At 61.1% G+C, this 21,223-nt stretch carries 17 protein-coding genes; 7 read left to right on the forward strand and 10 right to left on the reverse strand.

Translation table 11 applies throughout. The features are described 5' to 3' along the window. Nucleotides 1–20 precede the first annotated feature (20 nt). Nucleotides 21–1,031, forward strand: coding sequence for a HipA domain-containing protein (locus BM079_RS15175; protein WP_245743185.1), 1,011 nt, complete (start codon nt 21–23; stop codon nt 1,029–1,031). A gap of 1 nt (nt 1,032) precedes the next feature. After that, a complete protein-coding gene (locus tag BM079_RS15180) occupies nt 1,033–1,779 on the forward strand; it encodes an HIRAN domain-containing protein (RefSeq protein ID WP_090135771.1) in 747 nt (248 codons plus the stop codon). A gap of 17 nt (nt 1,780–1,796) precedes the next feature. Here the strand turns inward: BM079_RS15180 and BM079_RS15185 are convergent, their stop codons facing one another. The 6 genes from BM079_RS15185 to glnA form a co-directional block, all read right to left on the reverse strand. After that, on the reverse strand, nt 1,797–3,134 hold the full coding sequence (locus tag BM079_RS15185) for a deoxyguanosinetriphosphate triphosphohydrolase (protein ID WP_090135775.1): 1,338 nt from the start codon (nt 3,132–3,134) through the stop codon (nt 1,797–1,799). 72 nt (nt 3,135–3,206) lie between these two features. Further along, complete coding sequence (locus tag BM079_RS15190; RefSeq protein ID WP_090135776.1) at nt 3,207–4,070, reverse strand: isocitrate lyase/PEP mutase family protein; 864 nt, start codon at nt 4,068–4,070, stop codon at nt 3,207–3,209. A 127-nt stretch (nt 4,071–4,197) separates the two neighbouring features. Then, entirely contained in the window at nt 4,198–5,613 is a 1,416-nt protein-coding gene (gene ntrC / locus BM079_RS15195) for a nitrogen regulation protein NR(I) (RefSeq protein WP_090135778.1), read from the reverse strand. Then, nucleotides 5,606–6,691, reverse strand: coding sequence for a nitrogen regulation protein NR(II) (gene glnL, locus BM079_RS15200; protein ID WP_090135780.1), 1,086 nt, complete (start codon nt 6,689–6,691; stop codon nt 5,606–5,608). The genes ntrC and glnL overlap by 8 nt, the downstream gene beginning before the upstream one ends. A gap of 172 nt (nt 6,692–6,863) precedes the next feature. Further along, on the reverse strand, nt 6,864–7,418 hold the full coding sequence (locus tag BM079_RS15205) for a DUF4124 domain-containing protein (RefSeq protein ID WP_139215322.1): 555 nt from the start codon (nt 7,416–7,418) through the stop codon (nt 6,864–6,866). 135 nt (nt 7,419–7,553) lie between these two features. Next, nucleotides 7,554–8,960, reverse strand: a complete 1,407-nt coding sequence (gene glnA, locus BM079_RS15210; protein WP_090135784.1) for a glutamate--ammonia ligase — start codon at nt 8,958–8,960, stop codon at nt 7,554–7,556. A 526-nt stretch (nt 8,961–9,486) separates the two neighbouring features. Between glnA and typA the strand changes: the two genes are divergently transcribed. Beyond that, the gene (gene typA / locus BM079_RS15215) at nt 9,487–11,319 is read left to right on the forward strand and encodes a translational GTPase TypA (protein WP_090135786.1); all 1,833 of its coding nucleotides are present in this window, start codon (nt 9,487–9,489) and stop codon (nt 11,317–11,319) included. 304 nt (nt 11,320–11,623) lie between these two features. Here the strand turns inward: typA and BM079_RS15220 are convergent, their stop codons facing one another. After that, nucleotides 11,624–11,827 carry a hypothetical protein gene (locus BM079_RS15220; RefSeq protein WP_090135787.1) on the reverse strand — a complete coding sequence of 68 codons (204 nt, stop codon included), beginning with the start codon at nt 11,825–11,827 and terminating at the stop codon, nt 11,624–11,626. Nucleotides 11,828–12,143: 316 nt separating this feature from the next. Next, nucleotides 12,144–13,883 carry an NAD-dependent DNA ligase LigB gene (gene ligB / locus BM079_RS15225; protein WP_090135788.1) on the reverse strand — a complete coding sequence of 580 codons (1,740 nt, stop codon included), beginning with the start codon at nt 13,881–13,883 and terminating at the stop codon, nt 12,144–12,146. Between the two features lie 133 nt (nt 13,884–14,016). On the opposite strand from ligB, the gene BM079_RS15230 reads away from it, so the two are divergent. Together BM079_RS15230 and BM079_RS15235 are read left to right on the forward strand one after the other, a co-directional pair. Beyond that, nucleotides 14,017–14,319 carry a hypothetical protein gene (locus tag BM079_RS15230; protein ID WP_090135789.1) on the forward strand — a complete coding sequence of 101 codons (303 nt, stop codon included), beginning with the start codon at nt 14,017–14,019 and terminating at the stop codon, nt 14,317–14,319. Nucleotides 14,320–14,490: 171 nt separating this feature from the next. Continuing rightward, nucleotides 14,491–15,123: a peroxiredoxin gene (locus tag BM079_RS15235; RefSeq protein WP_090135792.1), complete on the forward strand. Its 633-nt coding sequence runs from the start codon at nt 14,491–14,493 to the stop codon at nt 15,121–15,123. Nucleotides 15,124–15,227: 104 nt separating this feature from the next. On the opposite strand, the gene wrbA is transcribed toward BM079_RS15235, so the two are convergent. Further along, nucleotides 15,228–15,836 (reverse strand): NAD(P)H:quinone oxidoreductase, encoded by a 609-nt coding sequence (gene wrbA, locus BM079_RS15240; protein WP_090135794.1) that lies wholly within the window; start codon nt 15,834–15,836, stop codon nt 15,228–15,230. A gap of 269 nt (nt 15,837–16,105) precedes the next feature. Between wrbA and BM079_RS15245 the strand changes: the two genes are divergently transcribed. Both BM079_RS15245 and BM079_RS15250 read left to right on the forward strand, forming a co-directional pair. Beyond that, complete coding sequence (locus tag BM079_RS15245; RefSeq protein ID WP_090135797.1) at nt 16,106–17,275, forward strand: efflux RND transporter periplasmic adaptor subunit; 1,170 nt, start codon at nt 16,106–16,108, stop codon at nt 17,273–17,275. Further along, nucleotides 17,272–20,388 (forward strand): efflux RND transporter permease subunit, encoded by a 3,117-nt coding sequence (locus BM079_RS15250; RefSeq protein ID WP_090135800.1) that lies wholly within the window; start codon nt 17,272–17,274, stop codon nt 20,386–20,388. Before BM079_RS15245 ends, BM079_RS15250 begins: the two co-directional genes overlap by 4 nt. Here the strand turns inward: BM079_RS15250 and BM079_RS15255 are convergent. After that, complete coding sequence (locus tag BM079_RS15255) at nt 20,358–21,158, reverse strand: 2OG-Fe dioxygenase family protein (RefSeq protein ID WP_090135802.1); 801 nt, start codon at nt 21,156–21,158, stop codon at nt 20,358–20,360. The genes BM079_RS15250 and BM079_RS15255 overlap by 31 nt on opposite strands. Nucleotides 21,159–21,223: the final 65 nt, after the last annotated feature.

Genomic DNA, 21,223 nt, shown 5'->3' on the forward strand with positions numbered 1-21,223 from the left:
GAATGGGAATGGAACCCTCCATGGCGCAAGCCTGTGATCTGATAGATCGTAGTGACATAGACCAGAAAGCCAATCAGATCGTAGACATCTCAGGTTGGCCGATATACGGTGACTATGAAGTTTTCCCAGAAGGTGCTCGGGATAAATCATTGCGTATATCTCCTAACCCATCTCCCTATTCATTTTGCCTATCAGGACATCGATATCTTTTTAAAGAGGCAATAAAAAGCGCACGGAATCCCGGCCAGCCTAGGCACCCAGATCAGTACTGGGCAGAGCTTATAGCATTTCGTATAGGTCGATTGATGGGATTGACTTTGCCACCCGTATTCATCGCTATAGATTCTTCCAGAGAAGAGCCAGGCACTATTAGTGAATGGTTTATGGATTACCCGCAATCCAAGGACGAGCGTTACTCTGCCGGCGGCGACTTTATGCAACGTCATATTTCCGAATATGACAGGCAAAAGGGACGACAACACAATTTATCTAAGATTCTTGCACTTGGTAGAAGACTAGCTCAACGAAATCAACTAACCCATGACTGGCAAAGCTACTGGGGGTTCTGCCTCTGCTTTGATGCACTCATAGGCAATACGGACCGTCATCAAGAAAACTGGGGAGTCATTTGGAGTAGTGATGATTCGAGAGCTCGATTCACACCATATTTTGATAACGGTACGAGCCTTGGGCATGAGTTGCAGTCAAAAAAAATGCAGAACATGATGCACAACCCTCATGAGTTTGATGCTTACCTGACAAGAGGAAAGCATCAAATGCGCTGGTCCAAAAATGCTCCTAACCGCTTGCCGTTGATAGAAGGTGTAGCAAGTTATTGCAGCCGCTATCCAAAAGTAAAACCTGCTCTTATAGAGAGCTTGTCCGGATGGAAAGAGGAGGCTCTTGAGACCATACTTCAATCCTTCACTCGTTTCGACATACCGCAGCCTTTTACCCAGCAACGTGCCGAATTCGTTGCTTATTTGACTCTGAAAAGGAGAGAGCGCCTTCTTAGGGCCTTGGAGAACTGAAATGAACCGCTTTATCGAACACTTGGTAGAACCGCAACGCTTGCTATTATGCTGGCAGGCGCGTGAGAGTCGTAATCGCTCTCGATACTGTGTGGGCCAGTTGCTCAAGAGCGGGACGGAAACTCTGCTTAAGTACAATCTAGAAAGCGAAGAGATTTCTAAAGCTAAAGCCGACGGATTCCAGGGTTATCCAGCCTTCCCGCTTTCAAATGCAGAGCATCATCATCAAGTGCTGGAAGCTTTTATGCGACGCCTGCCGCCTCGCAACAGAAAAGATTTTAGCCGTTATCTAGAATTGCGCGCCATCCCTGCTAATGCAGAAATAAGTAATTTTGCCTTGCTGGGCTATAGTGGCGCCAAGCTACCTAACGATGGGTTTGAATTAGTACATCCTTTTGATAACCCACCAGATATTTTCGAACTCTTGCTGGAAGTAGCCGGCTTTCGCCATGAGTCCGAAATTGAGGCGGAAGAGCTACAGCCAGGTGATCCTGTGGTTTTTTCTCCGGAACCGGAAAACATCCATGACCAAAAAGCAATCAGATTGGCATGCAGAACCAAAAAAATAGGCTACGTTCCTCGTGGTCAATTAGAAAACCTACATCGAATGATCGTTAAAGGTGCCTCAATAGATGGAACAATCTTTCGTATTAATGGTACGAGTGACCGTCCACTCGTATATGTCCTAACTCGTATCACCCAGTCTCAACCATTTACAAAAGGCTTTGAGCATTTAGCAGAAGCCTGATAACAAGAATATCTCCACTACTCTCCCCGCAGTCTGCCACCCATTTCCTGTGCCAGATCCACGGCAAAGTTATCCGTCATGCCACCGATGAAATCGAGCATGCGCCGATAGCTGTCATACAGCGGCCACTGGGTCTGCGGGGTATTTTCGCCGATCAGTGCCAGTACGCGCTGATGCTTGAAGCTGGACTGGCCGGTAAAGTGCAGCTCGTGCGCCGCGCCGATGAAAGCTTCGAGCAGAATGCCCAGCGTTGTATAGGCGCCGATTTCAAGCTTGGCCTTGCGCGAGTTGCGAAAGATTCGATCGCGGGCAATTTTCTTCGCCTCGCTTACCCCCCAGCCCAGGTCAGGATGGCACAGATCAAGCAGGTCATCTTCGAGACTGCCTTCCAAAAGCGCCTGTTCATGGGTCACAAAGGTCGCTGCCACCTCATTGACGGCCCGCTCCATGGCCGCGCCACGCAGCGCCGCTACCCGTCGACGCTGAGAGACGTTCTCGCGCGCCATGCGGGCATAGTCCTCGGGCTCGCCGCCGGCGATGTGGGTCAGCACGCCGGCGACTTCTTCAAAGCGCAGAATGCCCATCTCGAGGCCGTCCTCGAGATCGAGCAGGGCATAGCAGATGTCATCCGCGGCCTCGACCAGCCAGGCGAAGGGGTGACGACACCAGGCGTGATCGCTCAGCCGCCGGAGCCCGAGCAGCTCGGCGACGCGCTTAAGCTGCTCGCGCTCCGACTGATAGGCGCCGAACTTGCCGGCCAGCCCCGCCCGCTCCACCGTCCAGGGATACTTGAGCATCGCCCCGAGCGTTGGCGCGGTCAGACGCATGCCGCCGTTGAACTGGTTGTATTCGATCTGGGTGACCACCCGGAAGCCCTGGGCGTTGCCCTCATAGGTGAGCAGATCCTCTCGCTGGGTAGGCGTCAGCGCTTCCAGAAAGCCGGTGCCATCGACCTCGGCACGCTTGAACCAGTCGCGGATGGCGTACTCGCCGGCATGACCAAAGGGCGGGTTGCCGATATCGTGACTCAGACACGCCGCCTGGACGATCACGCCCATATCGGCCGGAGTGATCCAGTCAGGCAGGCGCTCGCTCAGACGCTCGCCGACGATCATGCCCAGGCTGCGCCCGACACAGCCCACTTCGAGCGAGTGCGTCAACCGGGTGTGGATATGATCGTTTTCGGTCAGCGGGTGTACCTGTGTCTTGCGCCCCAGCCGGCGAAAGGAGCCGGAAAAGACGATGCGATCAAAATCCTTGTGGAAAGGACTGCGCCCGATTTCGCGCTCACGCTCGGTCGCCTTGTCATCCAGACGCACGGGGGCCAGCAACTGCTCCCACTGCATTTGACTCATCTCGCCTCGCCCCTTCAAGCCCACGCAGGCTGCGTCAGCCGTTGATTGATCATGCCGGGCACCTGCCGGCGCTTATTCGTTTACGTCCATGTAGCGTCGCGCCCACTCGCGGTTTTCATCAAGCGTCGAGTAGCGGGTGGAGAGCTCGGAGGCGTTCAGATTGCCCTCGGCAATCTGGCGCTGCTCGCGCAGGCAGTCGTAGGTGGCCTTGATGGCGGCAAAATAGGCGCCGTGACCGTTGACCACCACGCGCACGCCGGCACACGCCAGCCGCTCACGATCGCGCAGCTCGGGGTTGTCGTAGGTGACCAGCATCAGCGGCACGGTGATATGGGCCGCAATGCTTTCCAGATGATCGAAATCGCGAATGCCGACCATGCAGATGCCATCGGCGCCGGCGCGCTCATAGGCCATGGCGCGGGTGGTGGCATCCTCCACGCTGAGCACGCCGGCGTTGGTGCGGGCAAAAATCGCCATGGCGGGATCGATACGCGCCTCCAGGGCGGCGCGAATCTTGCCCACGCCCTCCTCCAGCGGTACCAGATCGGTGGACTTGCGGCCGTACTTGGCAGGCAGCAGCGTGTCCTCGATGGTCAGTGCAGCGACGCCGGCGCGCTCCAGTTCGGAGATGGTGCGCATGACATTGAGCGCGTTGCCGTAGCCGTGATCGGCATCGGCAATGATCGGCAGCCGCGTGACGCGGCCGATCCGGGTGGCCTGCTCGACAAACTCGCTCAGCGTAATCAGGGCAAAATCGGGCGCTGCCAGCACCTGAAGCGAGGCGACCGAGCCGCCCAGAATGCCGACCTCAAAGCCCAGATCCGCGGCGATGCGCGCCGACATGGGGTCAAACGTCGAGGCGGTGAAAAAGCAGTCCTCGCGGGCAAGCAGGTCGCGGAACTGGTTGCGCAGATCGTGCTGGGACGGGGTAGCCATGACAACTCCTGAACATCATAAAGCGGCGATGGGCCCGGGCGGCCCATCCTTGATGGCGATCTACTTTATACCTTTGTCCTATAACGCACCAATTCGGTGCTGTTGAAGGACAGCACAGGCCCTCACACTAGTCGGCACTGTCGGCCAGCGCCGGCAGCAGCACCTTGAGCTTGCGGGTCAGGGTGTTGCGGCCCCAGCCCAGCAGCTCGGCGGCCTCACCCTTGCGCCCGCCGGTGTGCTTGAGCGCGGTCTCGATCAGAATGCGCTCGAAGTCCGGCACGGCCTCTTCCAGCAGATGGGTATGGCCGGCGGCCAGTGCCCGGTCGGCCCATTCCCGAAACGCACTGCGCCAGTCATTGGTGCCCTCGCCCGGGTTGTCGAGATCGCGCAGCTCCGGCGGCAGATCATCGATGAGCACTTCGCGGCTGGAGGCCATGACGGTCAGCCAGCGACAGGTGTTCTCCAGCTGGCGCACGTTGCCGGGCCAGGGGAGATGAGAGAGGTGCTGCTCGGCAGCCTCGGTGAGCACCTTGGGCTCGGCGGAGAGTTCGCGGGCCGCTTCGGCCAGAAAGTGGCGCGCCAGCCGCGGGATGTCTTCGCGCCGCTCGGAGAGCCTTGGCAGATGCACGCGGATCACGTTGAGGCGGTGGAACAGATCCTCGCGAAAACGCCCGTCCTCGACCAGCGTTTCCAGATGCTGGTGGGTGGCAGCAATGATGCGCACATCGACCCGCACCGGCACGTGACCGCCGACGCGATAGAACTCGCCGTCGGCCAGCACGCGCAAAAGCCGCGTCTGGGTTTCGGCCGGCATGTCGCCGATTTCGTCGAGAAAGAGCGTGCCGCCGTCGGCCTGCTCGAAACGCCCGCGGCGCTGGGCAGTGGCACCGGTAAAGGCACCCTTTTCGTGCCCGAACAGCTCCGACTCCATCAGATCGCGCGGGATGGCCGCCATGTTCAGCGCGATAAAGGGCTGATGGCCGCGCGGGCTGTGCTGGTGCAGGGCGCGGGCGACCCGCTCCTTGCCGGTGCCCGATTCTCCGTTGATCATCACGGTGATGTGGGAGTGGGACAGCCGGCCGATGGCGCGAAACACCTCCTGCATGGCCGGCGCTTCACCGATGATCTCGGCCTGAATCCCTTCCGGCGCGCGGGCCGGGATCTGGCGTTCACGGGCATGGGCCACGGCGCGGCGCACCAGCGAGAGCGCATCATCGACGTCGAAGGGCTTGGGCAGATACTCGAACGCGCCGCCCTGATAAGAGGCGACGGCGCTGTCGAGATCCGAATGCGCGGTCATGATGATCACCGGCATATCGGCGTGACGCTCGCGCACCCGCGCCATCAGGTCCAGCCCGTCGACGCCCGGCATGCGAATGTCGGTGAGCAGCACGTCGGGGGCCTGACGGTTGATCGCCTCTTCGGCCTGATCAGCCCGCTCAAAGCTTGACACCTCGATATCAGGCTGGGCAAGCGTGCGCTCGAGTACCCAGCGGATGGCGCGATCATCATCCACGATATAGACGCGGGCCGTATCACTCATGGGTGCCTCCCTTCTCTTGTCGGTCTTGTTCGGCGTCGCTGAAGCCTTCCAGCGGAATCAGAAGACGAAATTCGGTATGGCCGGGGCGGCTTTCACATTCGATCAGCCCCTGATGCTGATGCAGGATCGACTGGGCAATCGACAGCCCCAGCCCGCTGCCCTCGGCGCGCCCGGAGATCATCGGGTAGAACAGCGACTCCGCCAGCGTCTCGGGCACGCCGGGGCCGTTGTCGATCACGCAGACCTCGCACACCAGCCGGTGGCGCTCGGCGCCCAGGGTGAACTGCCGCCGGGCCCGGGTACGCAACGTCACCGTGGGCGACTGCGTGTCATTTTCCTTGAGCGCCTGTACAGCGTTGCGGGTCACGTTGAGCACCGCCTGAATGAGCTGGCCGGCATCGCCCATGATGGCAGGCAGGCTGGGATCGTAGTCCCGCACCAGGGCAATGGTGTCGGTTTCGGCCTGCATCAGCGCCCGCACCCGCTCGACCACCTCATGGACATTGATCGGCTGCTGCTCCACCGGGCGGTTGGGCCCCAGCATGCGATCGACCAGATCACGCAGCCGGTCGGCCTCCTCGATGATGATGCGGGTAAATTCGGTCAGACTGTCATCGGGCAGGTCGCGCTCGAGCAGCTGCGCCGCGCCGCGGATGCCGCCCAGAGGGTTCTTGACCTCATGCGCCAACCCGCGGGTGAGCACCTTGACCATTTCCTGGCGGGCAATCAGCGACTCCTCGCGCGAGATGCGCATCAGGCGGTCGCGCGGCTCGAACTCCAGCAGGAGCTCGGTTTTCGACAGCGGCGTGGCGGTGTAGTCCACCGTAATGCGCTCGCCGCCTGCCATGGCCAGCTGCGTTTCACGCTGGGTATAGGGGTGCTGCAGGCGCAGGGCGCTGGCCAGCATGTCGGCAATGCGGCCGTCGTCTCCCTCCAGACATTCCAGAGACGTGCCCTGCACCCGTGAAAGGCTCAGTCCCATCAGGGCTTCTGCGGCCGGATTGAGCCAGCGAACGCGTAACTGACCATCCAGCAGCACCACGGCCGTGGTGAGATGTTCCAGCAGGCGTTGATACATGAAGCGCCTCGTCAACGGTATTTCCCTTTGTTAGTGCAAAAAGCGCGCCACATGTGACGGGCGTCGCACCACAAGGGAAAATTCGTGATTCGAGAAGTACAAAAGTGACGCAGCGCCGACCATGTCGGAAATATCATGCACCCTCGTGGTGCAAAAAGACCAGTACCCCCTTTCAGGGCTGTGCCGCCAGCACAGGACCAGACTCCGGTGAAGAGACGACCTCAAGCGTCATGACCGGTGAGCGCTGACGAACGGTGCCGCTGGCATCGAGCACTTCGGCCACCAACGCGTGGGCGCCAGCGTCCAGCCCGATGGCCATCAGCACACGGCTGGACAGCGGCGACTGATGCCTTTTGCCATCGACACTCAGCTGCACCCGGTCACCGTTGCGCAGCTGCGGGGCGGTCTCGACACGCAGGGAGACGCCGCGGCGCGCCTGCTCAAGGGTCACGGGCGCGGATCGCGGCCTCAAACGCACGCTTTGATAAGGCGTAAAGGGGGCGGGCGCGGCTGCCGCACCCTGGTTCATGACAGGCACACGCCCCGATGACAGCACGCGCGGGGGGCGCACCTCGGCCCGGATGCCGCCGGGGCGGTCGCTCCAGACGACGTTGCCCTGAGCGTCCAGATGGCGATAGACCGCGGCGCCAGCCTGCGGTATGGCGTCGACCAGCAGGGCGCAGACCACAGGCACCCACAGCATCATGTGACAAGAGCGACCCGACACGGCAGCAGTTCCACAGCAAGGAAAGCCGTCATTATGGCCAGAGCGACCTGATCACCAGACGATAAAAAGCCCCGTCAAAACGGGGCTTTTCCTTGTTCCTGCCGGGCCTGCAAGCGGGCCCGTCCGTATCAGGAATCAGAGGCTGTAGTACAGGTCGTACTCGACAGGGCTTGGCACCATGCGAACGGCCGTCACATCTTCCATCTTGAGCTCGATGTAGGCTTCGATCATCTCTTCGGTGAACACGCCACCTTCGGTCAGAAAGGCATGGTCATCCTTGAGCGCCTGCAGGGCTTCTTCGAGGCTCGAAGCGACCGTCGGCACGTTAAGCGCTTCTTCGGCCGGCAGGTCGTACAGGTTCTTGTCCAGAGCTTCGCCCGGATGGATCTTGTTGCGGATACCATCGATACCAGCCATCAAAAGCGCGGAGAAGGCCAGGTACGGGTTGGCCATCGGATCAGGGAAGCGGGTCTCGACGCGCTTGCCCTTGGGGCTTGCGGTGTAGGGAATACGAATCGAGGCAGAGCGGTTGCGGGCGCTGTAGGCCAGCATGACCGGTGCTTCAAAGCCCGGGACCAGACGCTTGTAAGAGTTGGTCGACGGATTTGTAAAGGCGTTCAGGGCACGGGCGTGCTTGATGACGCCGCCGATGTAATACAGCGCAGTCTCGGACAGACCGGCGTATTCATCGCCTGCGAACATGTTTTCGCCGTCCTTCCAGAAGGACTGGTGGATGTGCATGCCGGAGCCGTTGTCGCCGGCCATCGGCTTGGGCATGAAGGTTGCGGTCTTGCCATAGGCATGTGCCACGTTGTGGATTACATACTTCATGGTCTGAACTTCGTCGCACTTCTGCACCAGCGTGTTGAACTTCACACCGATTTCGTTCTGACCGGCGTTGGCCACTTCGTGGTGGTGTACTTCAACGGTCTGACCCACGGCTTCCAGCGTCGAGCACATGGCGCTGCGGATGTCGTGGAAGGAGTCGACCGGGGGCACCGGGAAATAGCCGCCTTTCACACGCGGGCGGTGACCCATGTTGCCGCCTTCGAACTTGCCGTCGGTCTCCCAGGCACCCTCTTCGGAAGAGATGCGGAAAAACGAATGGTTCATGTCGTTCTTGAAGTGCACTTCATCAAAGATGAAGAACTCGGGCTCGGGACCGAAAAAGGCCGTATCGCCCAGACCGGTGCTGCCCAGATAAGCTTCGGCGCGTTTGGCGATCGAGCGCGGATCACGCTCGTAGCCCTGCATGGTGGCCGGCTCGATGATGTCGCAGCGCAGAACGATCGTGGGATCTTCGGTGAAGGGGTCAAGATAGCCCGAACCGTCCTGGGGCATCAGGATCATGTCGGACTCGTTGATGCCCTTCCAGCCGGCGATGGAGGAGCCATCGAACATCTGGCCGGTTTCAAAGAACTCTTCATCGACCATGCGCGCGGGGATGGTGACGTGCTGCTCCTTGCCCTTGGTATCGGTAAAGCGCAGATCGGCCCACTTGATATCGTTCTCTTCGATCAGGGCAAGCGTTTTCTCTGACATGTGACTCCTCCAATAAAAAGGATACTGCTTTAAAACCGTTAACAGGACGCCATCACTTCGCCACCGTTGTATCACGCGCAAGCACAGTGCATGCAAGTCCCGCTGTGTACCCAAATAATGCATGCAGCGTGCCAAAATGGCGCACACCGATCATTACCATTTTAAAAATACTGTCGATACAGCATGTTAAGGGTCGAACATCCTGACAGGGGTCATTCGTCCCCCTGTTTGACAGGCTTGTAACGATGCACTGGCGGCGCATGAATGCACCACAAGCGCTCAAAAAACGCTTCTTTTGCACCAAAAAAGCGCGCAACTGAATCCTTCGCTGTCGTCAGGATGTCACAGGGGGTGCGTTTCATGGCATTTAGACTTTACACACCGCGATTCCAGCTATTCGACCGTCGACTTAGCCTATACAATGCGGGGCCAAATTTATTGCACGCTGCTGGCGTGGCCGATCCACAACGCACGGTCACGCTCCTACACCAGAACAGGCGCGTGTACACAAAGGTGAAAACGCGTTATGTCCGATACGCTTACTTCCGGCAATATCGAGAAGCTGAGAAATATTGCCATTATTGCTCACGTTGACCACGGCAAGACCACGCTGGTCGACAAGCTGCTGGCCCAGTCCGGCACCCTGGACCGCAAGGCGGAAAACCAGGAGCGCATCATGGACTCCAATGACCAGGAAAAGGAACGCGGCATTACCATCCTGGCCAAGAACACGGCCATTACCTGGCACGACTACCACATCAACATCGTCGACACCCCCGGGCACGCCGACTTTGGCGGTGAGGTCGAGCGCGTCATGTCGATGGTGGATTCCGTTCTGCTGCTGGTCGACGCCGTTGATGGCCCGATGCCGCAGACCCGCTTCGTGACCCAGAAGGCTTTTGCCCAGGGGCTCAAGCCGATCGTGGTGGTCAACAAGATCGACCGTCCCGGCGCGCGTCCCGACTGGGTCATCGATCAGATCTTTGATCTGTTCGACAACCTCGGCGCCACCGACGAGCAGCTCGACTTCCCGATCATCTACTGCTCGGCGCTCAACGGCATTGCCGGCATGGACCCGGAGAATCTCTCCGAGAACATGGATCCGATGTTCCAGGCCATCGTCGACATCGTCGAGCCGCCGACCGTTGAACTCGACGGCCCCTTCCAGATGCAGATTTCGGCACTGGACTACAACAGCTACGTGGGCGTTATCGGTCTGGGTCGCGTCAAGCGCGGTCGCGTGCGCCCCAACCAGCAGATCAGTGTTATCTCCCGTCACGGCGTGACCCGCCGGGGCAAGATCGGCCAGGTCATGACACACCTGGGTCTTGAGCGTGTTCAGGCCGATGAAGTCAGTGCCGGCGACATCGTCTGCATTACCGGCATCGACGACCTGGCCATCTCCGATACGCTGTGTGACCCCGCCAACGTCGAGGCACTGCCGGCGCTGACCGTGGATGAGCCGACCGTCTCCATGACCTTCCAGGTCAACGATTCACCCTTTGCCGGTCGTGACGGCAAGTACGTCACCAGCCGCAACATCAAGGACCGCCTGGATCAGGAGCTGATCCACAACGTGGCCCTGCGTGTTGAACAGGGGGAATCGGCCGAGAAGTTCAAGGTTTCCGGGCGTGGCGAGCTGCACCTGTCGGTACTGATCGAATCCATGCGTCGTGAAGGTTACGAGCTGGCCGTGGGTCGCCCGGAAGTCATCATCCGCGAGATCGATGGCGTGAAGCAGGAGCCCTACGAAGAGGTCATCATCGACTGTGAAGAGCAGCATCAGGGCTCTGTCATGGAAGAGCTGGGCTATCGCAAGGGCGAGCTGACCAACATGAATCCGGATGGCAAGGGTCGTGTGCGTCTGGACTTCATGATCCCCTCGCGCGGTCTGATCGGCTTTCGCTCGCAGTTTCTGACCCTGACCTCCGGTACCGGCATCCTGACCAGCCGCTTTGACCACTACGGGCCGCTGAAGGAAGGCGCCGCCGTCGAGCGTCGCAACGGTGTACTGGTCTCCATGGTGGACGGCAAGGCGCTGGCCTACGCCCTCTATGCCCTGCAGGACCGCGGCAAGCTGATCATCGAGCACGGCACCGAGGTCTATGAAGGCATGCTGATCGGCATCAACAACCGTGCCGATGACATGGTGGTCAATCCGACCAAGGGCAAGAAGCTCGATAACATGCGCGCCTCCGGCAACGATGAAAACATCGTGCTGACGCCGCCGATTCGCTTCACGCTGGAGCAGGCGATCGAATTTCTCGACAGCGATGAGCTGGTGGAAGTCACACCCGGTTTCATCCGCATCCGCAAGAAGCATCTGAAGGAAACCGACCGCAAGCGCGCCAAAAAGTAAGCGCACAACGCGATATCGGTGGACATCAAAACGGCCTGCATCATGCAGGCCGTTTTTTGTCGTCACCACGGGTGCTGGTCTCGCTTTTACGTCATCGATGTCATCGGCCTGCAGATGAAGTCACACATCGGCTCGTCATGGCCCATCCCTTGCGTCGAGCCCTGCGGGGCGCAGATACACGAAGGCCGCTACCCGTGCGGATAGCGGCCTTTTTATCAATCACTGCAGCCTGTCACTTCAACCTGTCATCGCGACGCTGGTTGTCACGACCAGGGTTTGTCACCACTACGATATGACAAAGCGATCAGGCAGCGTTACGACCTGCCATGGTCGCAAGATCCGTGGAGGATCCGGTAGTGCCATGTGCGGCAGGCGTGGAGGCCTTGGCCTGCACCGGCTGCAGCCGACGAGCCTCACGATCCGAAGCGCGCCCGGAAAGCATCATGGCGCCCAGCATGAACATGATCAGCAGGGCGTAACTCATACCGCCAATGATTAACAGTGCCATGGTCCTATCTCCTTTCAACGCGGCGGTGTCGCAGCGCGTTTATACAATGGAAGCCACTTTGCACAGCCATGTCCTGATGGTGGTCGCCTGCTCTGGGGCGCTGTGCTCCAACAACCTCTGATCCTGCTACCTGACCGGTATGCCCTGTTGCTCTGGTGAGGGTCTTGACCGATCAAACCGCCGAATCAGTAACTCCTATGGTACTTAATGTATCACAAGGTAACGCAAAGTACACTGAGTAATTAGTATTAAAGGGATCAAAAAGAACTATCGGATGATCACCCTTTCAACTCCAGAATGATGACAAACCCGGTCCTCACGGTGTGCCGCCATCATCCTGCTGCTCTTTTGTCTCCTGTGCGGCCTCCCATGTCTCCAGCAGTTCCTGAACCGTGTCGTCCTGCCAGAACGCTGACAGTCTGGCGGCATCCGTGCGGTTCAACCCCGTAACCTTCTGCCAGTCGGTGTTTTTTAATGAGCGCTCTGGCACAATTTGATTCAAACTATCGGCTGCCCGAAAGACGACTTTAGACTGAGAGGCATAAAGCCGGGCGTGTGCCGGTTCAAGCCCCACCAGCAGGCGCTTCAATGGCTGCCGGCCCGCGCGCTCGAATGCGTCGAGCCACTGATCGGCGCGCACCTCACCAACGCCGCTCAGCGAGCGCAATGCAGCGCGCTCCAGATCACGCCAGTCGAGCAGGGACGTCACTAATCCAGCGTCAATCAATTTTTTCCATGTCCCTTCCCCGATGCCGCGCATGTTCAGCCCGCTGCGGCTGCCCAGATACTCAAGACGTGCCAGAAACTGCGCGCGGCACCCGGGGGTCAGCTCGAGACAGCTCAGGGCGTTGAACGCTTCCGGGTCAGGCACGTCCAGCGCCACGCGGGTGTCGTTGCGAATCACGACCTCATCAAGACGGGGAATGGTCAGCCCGGCCAGCGAGATCATGACCTGATCCCCCGGGCGAATGTCCGCTGCCTGCCAGCGCGCCAGGGAACCGGTGCTGACCCGACGCACCGTGCGATCATCCAGCGTGACCGGCTCAAGCTCCAGCACCGGCGTAATACGACCGGTGCGCCCGATACCGAAATCGACGTCACGCACCTCGGCAAGCGTGGCGGCCACGGGGTATTTCCATGCCACGCTGCTCGAGGGCGGCTGATTGCGCCAGCTCCGCCCCGGCGGCTGACGATCGGGCTTGATCACCACGCCGTCGCTGACAAAGGGCAGTTCGTGTCGATACCAGTAGCGGCGCCAGTGCGCCACGTCCTTGATGCTGCTGACCGGCTGGCTCCAGCGCTGCGGATCCATGAAGCCCCAGTCGGCAAGCCGCTGGTTGCGCTCGGCCAGCGTGTCGGGCCCGTCAGGCAGCGCCCAGGCAAAAAAGCCGATCTGAGCGCCCATCTCGTCATCAAGCACATGACGCTGCATCAGGCCGGCCACGCTGGCGCGCGCGCCGGCACTGCCATCACGGCGCTGCACGTGGTTATCCCGCTTGAGGTAGAGCTCGCCCTGTATCACCACTCGCTCGGGAGCATCATCGGCCAGTTGCCAGGGGATGGCATTGATATTGGAGACACCGGCCAGCCAGTCCTGACCGCTCAGCCCGTTGCCGCGGCTGGTGGCAGCCACCAGATGGCCATTGTCGTAAACCAGCGTTACCGCCACGCCATCCACCTTGGGCTGAATCCACAGTGGCCCTGGCGGCAGCGTCTTCAGCCAGCGCTTGACCGCCGCCTGATCCGCCAGCTTGTCCAGCCCGGTCTGAGCCACGACGTGGCGCTGTTCGCCGCCGCTCAGGATCACGGGCACTATCGGCTGCCCCAGACAGCGACGCCAGTGCGACAGTCGCCGTGACGCCCGGTCATACACACCATCTGTCACCTGTCGTTCACCGCGGCGGTGATAGGCATCATCCCAACGCTCGACCTGATCGGCCAGTCGATCGATACGGCCCTCGATGGCCTCCGGCGCCGGGCACTCTTCAGCCTGCGCCATCGACGAAAATGCCAGCAACACCAGCGCCCCGGCCGCCCTCCATCGCCACCCTTTCATAACGTCCCCTGCGTACCCATATTCATTTCACCTTATCGACTATCGACGAGGTCGATGGATTCTGAAGGCGACGTCAGGCGGCGAGGCGGTGGCAAACTGCTAGACTTTCACTATCAGGCAAAGGAGATGGATCATGAGTAACGCACGCGCTGTAACATGGGACAGTGAAGGGGTCGATCATGTGGCAGATCATGAAGAACTGACCCAGTTTCTGCATAAAAAGCCCAAAACCGGTGACATCATTACGGCGCGGTACATGAAGGCCAACGTGCGCATGAAGGTGCTGGAGCGCGATGGTGAAGATGCCTCGATTGCCGAGGTTCTGGGTATCAGCGTTGAAGACGAAAAGGGTGTCGGAGATCATGAAGGGTTGCACAAGGGAGACACCGTACGGGTCCCCGACAAGGATCGCGCCTTCATCCGTTATAGCGATTGATGCTTTGAGTCGCGCTTTTTATACTTGATTGGAATCAAGTTAGGACAACTCGTTGTTTGGTTTTGCCCTCGGGAGTCGTCATTATCTGACAACGATTTGTACGGGGTGCTGTCTCATGTGACAGGCCCTGCTATCCACCCCCGTTTTTATCGATGGCCAAAGGAGTGACAAATGGCGCTGCAACTTGGCGATACTGCACCGGACTTCTCTCAGGACAGCACCGAGGGAGTAATCAACTTTCACGAGTGGCTGGGCGACAGCTGGGCGATTCTCTTTTCTCACCCCAAGGATTTCACCCCGGTGTGCACCACCGAGCTGGGTGAAGTTGCACGCCTGAAGTCCGAGTTCGACAAGCGCAATACCAGGGCCATTGGCCTGTCGGTCGATCCGATCGAGGATCACCACGCGTGGAAGGGTGACATCGAGGAAACCCAGGGCTGCGGGCTCAACTTCCCGCTGCTGGCCGACGCCGATCGCAGCGTCAGCGAGAAGTACGGCATGATTCATCCGAATGCCAACGACACCCTGACGGTCCGCTCGGTCTTTGTCATCGACCCCAAAAAGAAGGTCCGTCTGACCCTGACCTATCCGGCCAGCGCCGGCCGCAACTTCCAGGAAATCCTGCGCGTGCTCGACAGCCTGCAGCTGACCGACAACGAAAAGGTCGCAACGCCGGTCAACTGGCGTCAGGGTGACGATGTCATCATCGTCCCGTCGCTGAGCAACGAGGAAGCCGCCAAACTCTTCCCGCAGGGCTGGGACGAGAAAAAGCCCTACCTGCGCATGACGAAGCTCAACAAGTAAGGCGTAACGGCAGCCGCTGCAGCGGTCTGCCGCTTACCATGAAAAACGCCCGGCCATGCGGCCGGGCGTTTTTTTGATCACGCTTTCAGGTACGGCGCGCCACGTTACAACACCTGCGCGGTCAGCTTTTGGGCAAAGCCTGCCACGTACTCGCCCTGGAAGCGGGCGATTTTCAGCTCACGCGCCGTCGGCTGACGCGAGCCGTCGCCACCGGCCAGTGTCGAGGCGCCATAGGGCGTACCCCCGCTGACCTCGGAAATATCGAACTGCTCTTCGACCCCGTAGCCGATCGGCACAATCACCATCCCGTGGTGCGCCAGTGTCGTCCAGCTGGTGGTGATGGTCATCTCCTCGCCGCCACCGGTACCGGTAGAGGTAAAGACGCTGGCCAGCTTGCCACGCAGTGCGCCCTTCGCCCACAGCCCGCCGGTCTGATCCAGAAAGGTGCGCATCTGACCGGCCATGTTGCCGTAGCGGGTCGGCGTCCCCAGGATAATGGCATCGTAATCGGCAAGCTCGGCAGGACTGGCAACCGGTGCCGACTGATCCACCTTGCCACCGGCGTTTTTGAAGGCTTCTTCGCCCATGGTTTCCGGCACCCGCTTGATGGTGACCTCAGTACCTGAGATCGAGCGTGCGCCCTCGGCCACCGCCTCGGCCATGGTTTCGATATGGCCATACATCGAGTAATAAAGCACCAGTATCCGGGACATCGTGTCTGTCTCCTTAATGCAGGTTCCGGCGTTAACACAGGATCGTTTGAAACCGTCTCCACGCGGGGCCTCCGCGCAGATATTGTCTCTCCCGTCTCTGTGATTGTTTCCCGTCCCTCTGAATGTGCCATCACTGCCGATGTTCTGCCACTCCCGGCTTAAGCACGCTTGAAAGAACGACATTGCGACCTGCCCGTATACGCTTATGCTGTTCATGAGGCAGCGTGCTTTTGCTGCCCTGATTGCCTCCTGTCTGCGGAAACCTGCCCATGTCCGAGCCTCACGATGCCCGTCGCCCGCTGGTCTGGCTGGTAGCGCTGATATTGGTGTTGCTGGCCCTTGCCTTCTGGTGGTGGCTCTCGCGTGAGCACACGCCGGAAGAGACCGGACCGCCCTCTCCCGTGGCCGTCGGTCGAGCCGCGGTGATCGAGCGCGATCTGTCCGCCACGCTGGACGCCGTGGGCGATGTCGAAGCCACCGACTCGATCGAGATCGCCTCATTGGTCACCGAGCGCATCACCGAGCTGCACTTTGACAGCGGCGAGCGGGTCAACAAGGGCGACCTCCTGATTCAGCTCGACGACCGCGCCGAACAGCAGGGGCTGCGCGCGGCGCGCGTGATCGTCGAGCAGGAGCAGCGCGAATATGATCGCCTGCAGCCGCTGGCACGTCAGGGGTCGATCGCCACCCAGCAGGTCGATGCCCAGCGCAACCGACTGGAAAGCGCCCGAATCGAACTGGCCCGACTCAACGCCGCGCTGGAGGATCGCACCATTACAGCCCCGGTCACCGGCGTCATGGGCTTTAACAACCTGAGCACGGGCGAGCAGGTCAGCGCCGACACGCCGCTGGCCACGCTGGACAGCATCGACCGGATACAGGTCGACTTTTCCCTGCCGGAACGCGAGCTGCGTCGCGTTGACGAGGGCATGACGGTCACGGGACGCTCGGTGGTCTGGCCCGACCGCACCTTTCACGGCGAGGTCACCACCATCGATCCACGCCTGGACCGGGGGACCCGCACGGTCATGGTCCGCGCGCGCTTTGACAATCCCGACATGGCCCTGCGCCCCGGCATGCTGCTCGACATCACGCTGCTTCTGCCGGCGCAGCGCCGTTTGATCGTGCCCGAGAGCGCCATTCTGGGTGAGCGCGACCGCCAGTGGACCTGGGTGATCGCCGCCAGCAACAACGGCCATCGCGCCCATCGGGTGGCGATCGAGGTGCTCGAGCGCGGCCCCGGCTGGGCGGCCATCGAGGCCAGCGACGATGACCGCCTGCTGCGCCCGGGGGCCTCGGTCGCCGTCAGCGGTCTGCGCGATATCGGCGAGGGGCGTGAACTGATCCTCGACGAGGACGCCGAGCGTGACACGCAGGCCCTGTTCGAGCCGGCCTCAACCGGGGATCACGCCACGGCCCGGGAGGCGACTACTCCATGACCGTGACCGATCTGGCCGTGACCCGACCGGTCGGCACCCTGGTCGTCTCGATGCTGCTGGTGCTTTTTGGCGTGCTGGCCTTTCTGGAGCTGCCCATCCGGGAATATCCCGCCATCGAGGAGCCGGAGGTCTCGGTCGAAATCGCCTGGCCCGGCGCCTCTGCAGCCGTCGTGGAATCCCGTGTGACCCAGACGATCGAAAATGTGGTGGCCGGCATCGAAGGCGTGGTCAGTGTCGAATCGGAAAGCAACGACGGCGAATCCGAGGTCACGCTGACCTTTGCCAGCAACATCGATCTCGATACGGCCGCCAATGACGTGCGTGACCAGGTCTCGCGGGTGGCGGACAATCTGCCGGAAGAAGCTGAAGCGCCCGAAATCAGCAAGGATCAGGGCGGCAGCGATACCCTGATGATCCTATCAGTACAGACCGACCGAATGAGTGCCATGGCGCTATCGGACTATGCCGACCGCCAGTTGCTGGATCGCTTCTCGACCATCAATGGCGTATCGCGGGTGCGGCTCTGGGGATCGCAGCTGCCGGCCATGCGCGTGGATCTGGACCGCCATGCCATGACCGCTCATGACATCACCGTTTCGGACATCACCAGCGCCCTGACCCGCCAGAACGTCGAGTACCCGGGCGGGCGGATCGAATCCACCACCCGGGAGTTCACTGTCCGTCTGCTGCCGGGCTATGAAACGCCCGATGCCTTCCGGCGTCTGCCGCTGCGTCAGGGCGAGGGCACCCGCACCGTCACGCTGGGCGATGTGGCCCATGTCGCGCTGGGCTCCGAAACGCGGCGCGAAGCGTTTCTGGTCGACGGCGAACCCACCGTTTCAATTGCCATCAGTCGCCAGAGCACCGCCAATACGCTGTCCATCTCGCGCGACGTACGCGCCACGCTCGAGGACCTGCGCAGTGATCTGCCCGAGGGCATGCACGTCGACATCGTCTCCGATGACACCCTCTATATCTCGGCGGCGCTCAAGGAGGTGCTGCTGACGCTGGCCATCGCGGTCGCCATGGTGGTCGGCGTGATCATCTTCTTTCTGGGCTCGTGGCGCGCGGCGCTGGTGGCGGCCACGGTCATTCCCATTTCGCTGCTGGCCTGCGGCATGATCCTGTCGGGGCTGGGCTTCAGCCTCAACATGCTCACCCTGCTGGCACTGGTGCTCTCGGTGGGACTGGTGGTGGATGACGCCATTGTCATGATCGAAAACATCCAGCGCCATCTGGAAGACGGCGATGCAGCGCTGGTGGCAGCCTTTCGCGGCGCTCGCCAGGTCGCCTTTGCCATCATCGCCACCAGTCTGGTGCTGATGGCGGTGTTTCTGCCCATCACGCTGATGAGCGGCCAGACCGGACGACTCTTTACCGAATTTGCCGTCACCATCGCCGCCGCCATCGCCTTTTCCACCCTGGTGTCACTGACGCTGACGCCGGTGATGGCCTCGTGGCTGCTGACCGGCCGGCACAGTCATCAGAACTCGCCGATGGGGCGCCTCATGGCCGGTGTGACCGTTAGCTACCAGCGCCATCTGGGCCGCATGCTGCACCGCCCGGTGCTGGTCGGCGCCGGCTTTGTGGCCATGGCGATCGTCACCTCGGCCCTCATCACCACGCTGCCGACCGAATACGAGCCCTATGACGACCGTGGCGCACTGCGCATCAACGTTCAGGCCGAGGAAGGGGTCAATTTCGAGGAGATGCACCGGCGCATGCAGGCCATGTCACAGCGCCTGGCGCCCATTCTCGAGGACAGCGCACTGGTCGATAACGCTTCGCTGCGCGTGCCCTCGCCCGGCAACAGTGAAGGGCCGGTCAACAACGGCCGCTGGATCATCAGCTTCACGCCCTGGCAGACCCGTGATCAGAGCACCCGCGAGGTGGCTGCGCGCATCAATGACGCACTGGAAGGCTTCTCCGAACTCAGCGCCACGACGCTTTTGCCTCGCGGGCTGAGTTCGGGCAACGAGACTCCGGTGCAGTTCGTGGTCGGCGGGCCGGATTACGCCACCCTGGGGATGTGGCGCGATCAGCTGATGGACCAGTGGCAGGACTACCCGGGGCTCGAGGCACTCGACAGCGACCTGATCGAGACCACGCCCCAGCTTCAGGTGCGTCTGGATCGCGAGCGTGCCGCCCAGCTCGGTGTCAGCGCCGAGACGGTCGGTCAGACGCTGGCATCCTTTTTCGGCGAGCGCAGCCTGACCACCTTTGAACGCGACGGCCAGTCCTACGACGTGATTTTGCAGGGCCTGCGTGAACAGCGCCTGACACCGCAGGCGCTGGAGGAAATTCGAGTACGCAGCGCCAGCGGGGCGCTGGTCAGTCTGGCCAATCTCGTGCATCTGGAGGAGGTGGCCGTCTCGCCGACGCTCAACCGCTACAACCGGATTCGCGCCGTCACCTTCTCGGCCAACGTTGCCGAGGGCTACAGCCTGTCGCAGGTGCTTGATCACATGAATGCCACGGTCGACCGGACCCTGCCGGAGCAGGCGCGCATCGACTACAAGGGCGCCACGCAGGACTTCCTCGACGCCGGGCGCGATCTGCTGCTGGTGTTCACCGTGGCGATTGCAGTCACCTGGCTGGTGCTGGCCGCCCAGTTCGAAAACTTCATCAGTCCGCTGGTGGTGATGCTGACCGTGCCGCTGGGAATGCTGGGCGCGGGCACGGCGCTTTGGCTGCTGGGCGAGAGTCTCAATCTGTATGCCCAGATCGGGCTTTTGATGCTGATTGGGCTGTCGGCCAAGAACGGCATTCTGATCGTGGAGTTTGCCAATCAGCTGCGTGATGAGGGTGTGGCGCTGCGCGGGGCCATATTGCAGGCCGCGCAGACGCGTCTGCGCCCGATCCTGATGACTTCGATCTCCACCATGGCCGGTGCCCTGCCACTGGTGATGGCGACCGGCGCCGGGGCAGCCAGCCGCTTCGGTCTGGGCATGACGCTGCTGGCGGGCTGTGCCAGCGCCACGCTTTTAACCCTGGGTGTCGTGCCGATCGCCTACTACTGGCTGGCCGGCCACCAGAAGCCGCCGGGACATCGACGCCGACAGCTCAAGGCTTCGCTGGCGCGTCACACCGGAGAGTCGCCGTCGGAGGAGTAACCCCGGCGCCTGAAGGTCAACACCAGCAGATCCCGCGTGCCGACGCGCGAGGCGTCCTCGGCCACAATGGGCGTGACGCCGTGCAGCACGCGGGTGTCGTCGACCAGCGCCATGTCCAGTGACTCGGCCAGGGTAAAGGCGGCCAGCTCGCGGCGGTCGAGGTCGTGAATGCAAGAGACGCCCTCACGCACGTTGCGACGCTGGATCATTACCATCGCCACGAAGTCCACGCCATCGCGGTGCAGCCCCTCCGGCGTGGGCAGACCGGCATTGATGTCCCCGCCCACCTCGATGCGAAACTGATGCATCTCGACGTGCCAGTCGGTGCCGGGCGCGCAGCGTCCGAACACGCCGAGACAGAGTTCACAGAGAAAGGCAAAGGCGTGGGTGTTGACGGCCCCGTCTGCCACCGGCTCGAAGTGACGCTCGATGCCGCCGTTGAGGCGGTTGAAGTCCGTGGTCTGAAAATGGGCCTGATGCGGCTCGCGCGTCAGTGCCTGAGCCCCGGCGGATGCGCTGAACACTGCATGGCGCCGGCGGCGATAGCGGCCACCATCGTTCATGAAACGATCCGGGGCGAGATCGTCCCAGTAGCGGGCCAGCACGTCATGATCCAGCGCACGGCGATCCCTTGCCGCACACCAGGCCTGGAAGACCGGGGCGATATCGCCGGCCGGCGCGAAAAGATGACCGTCGCGCTCAAGGCGCTCGCTCAGCGACGTCACGAGGATTTCAAGGGGAGAGACCTGGCACGTTGGCACTTCAGACATGGACACGACCGCCGGCTGTCAATCATCGGGGCACGCGGCGTCACACAGGGGCCTGACGCGGCGCG

The sequence above is a fragment of the Kushneria avicenniae genome (assembly GCF_900112585.1).
Classification (GTDB): domain Bacteria; phylum Pseudomonadota; class Gammaproteobacteria; order Pseudomonadales; family Halomonadaceae; genus Kushneria; species Kushneria avicenniae.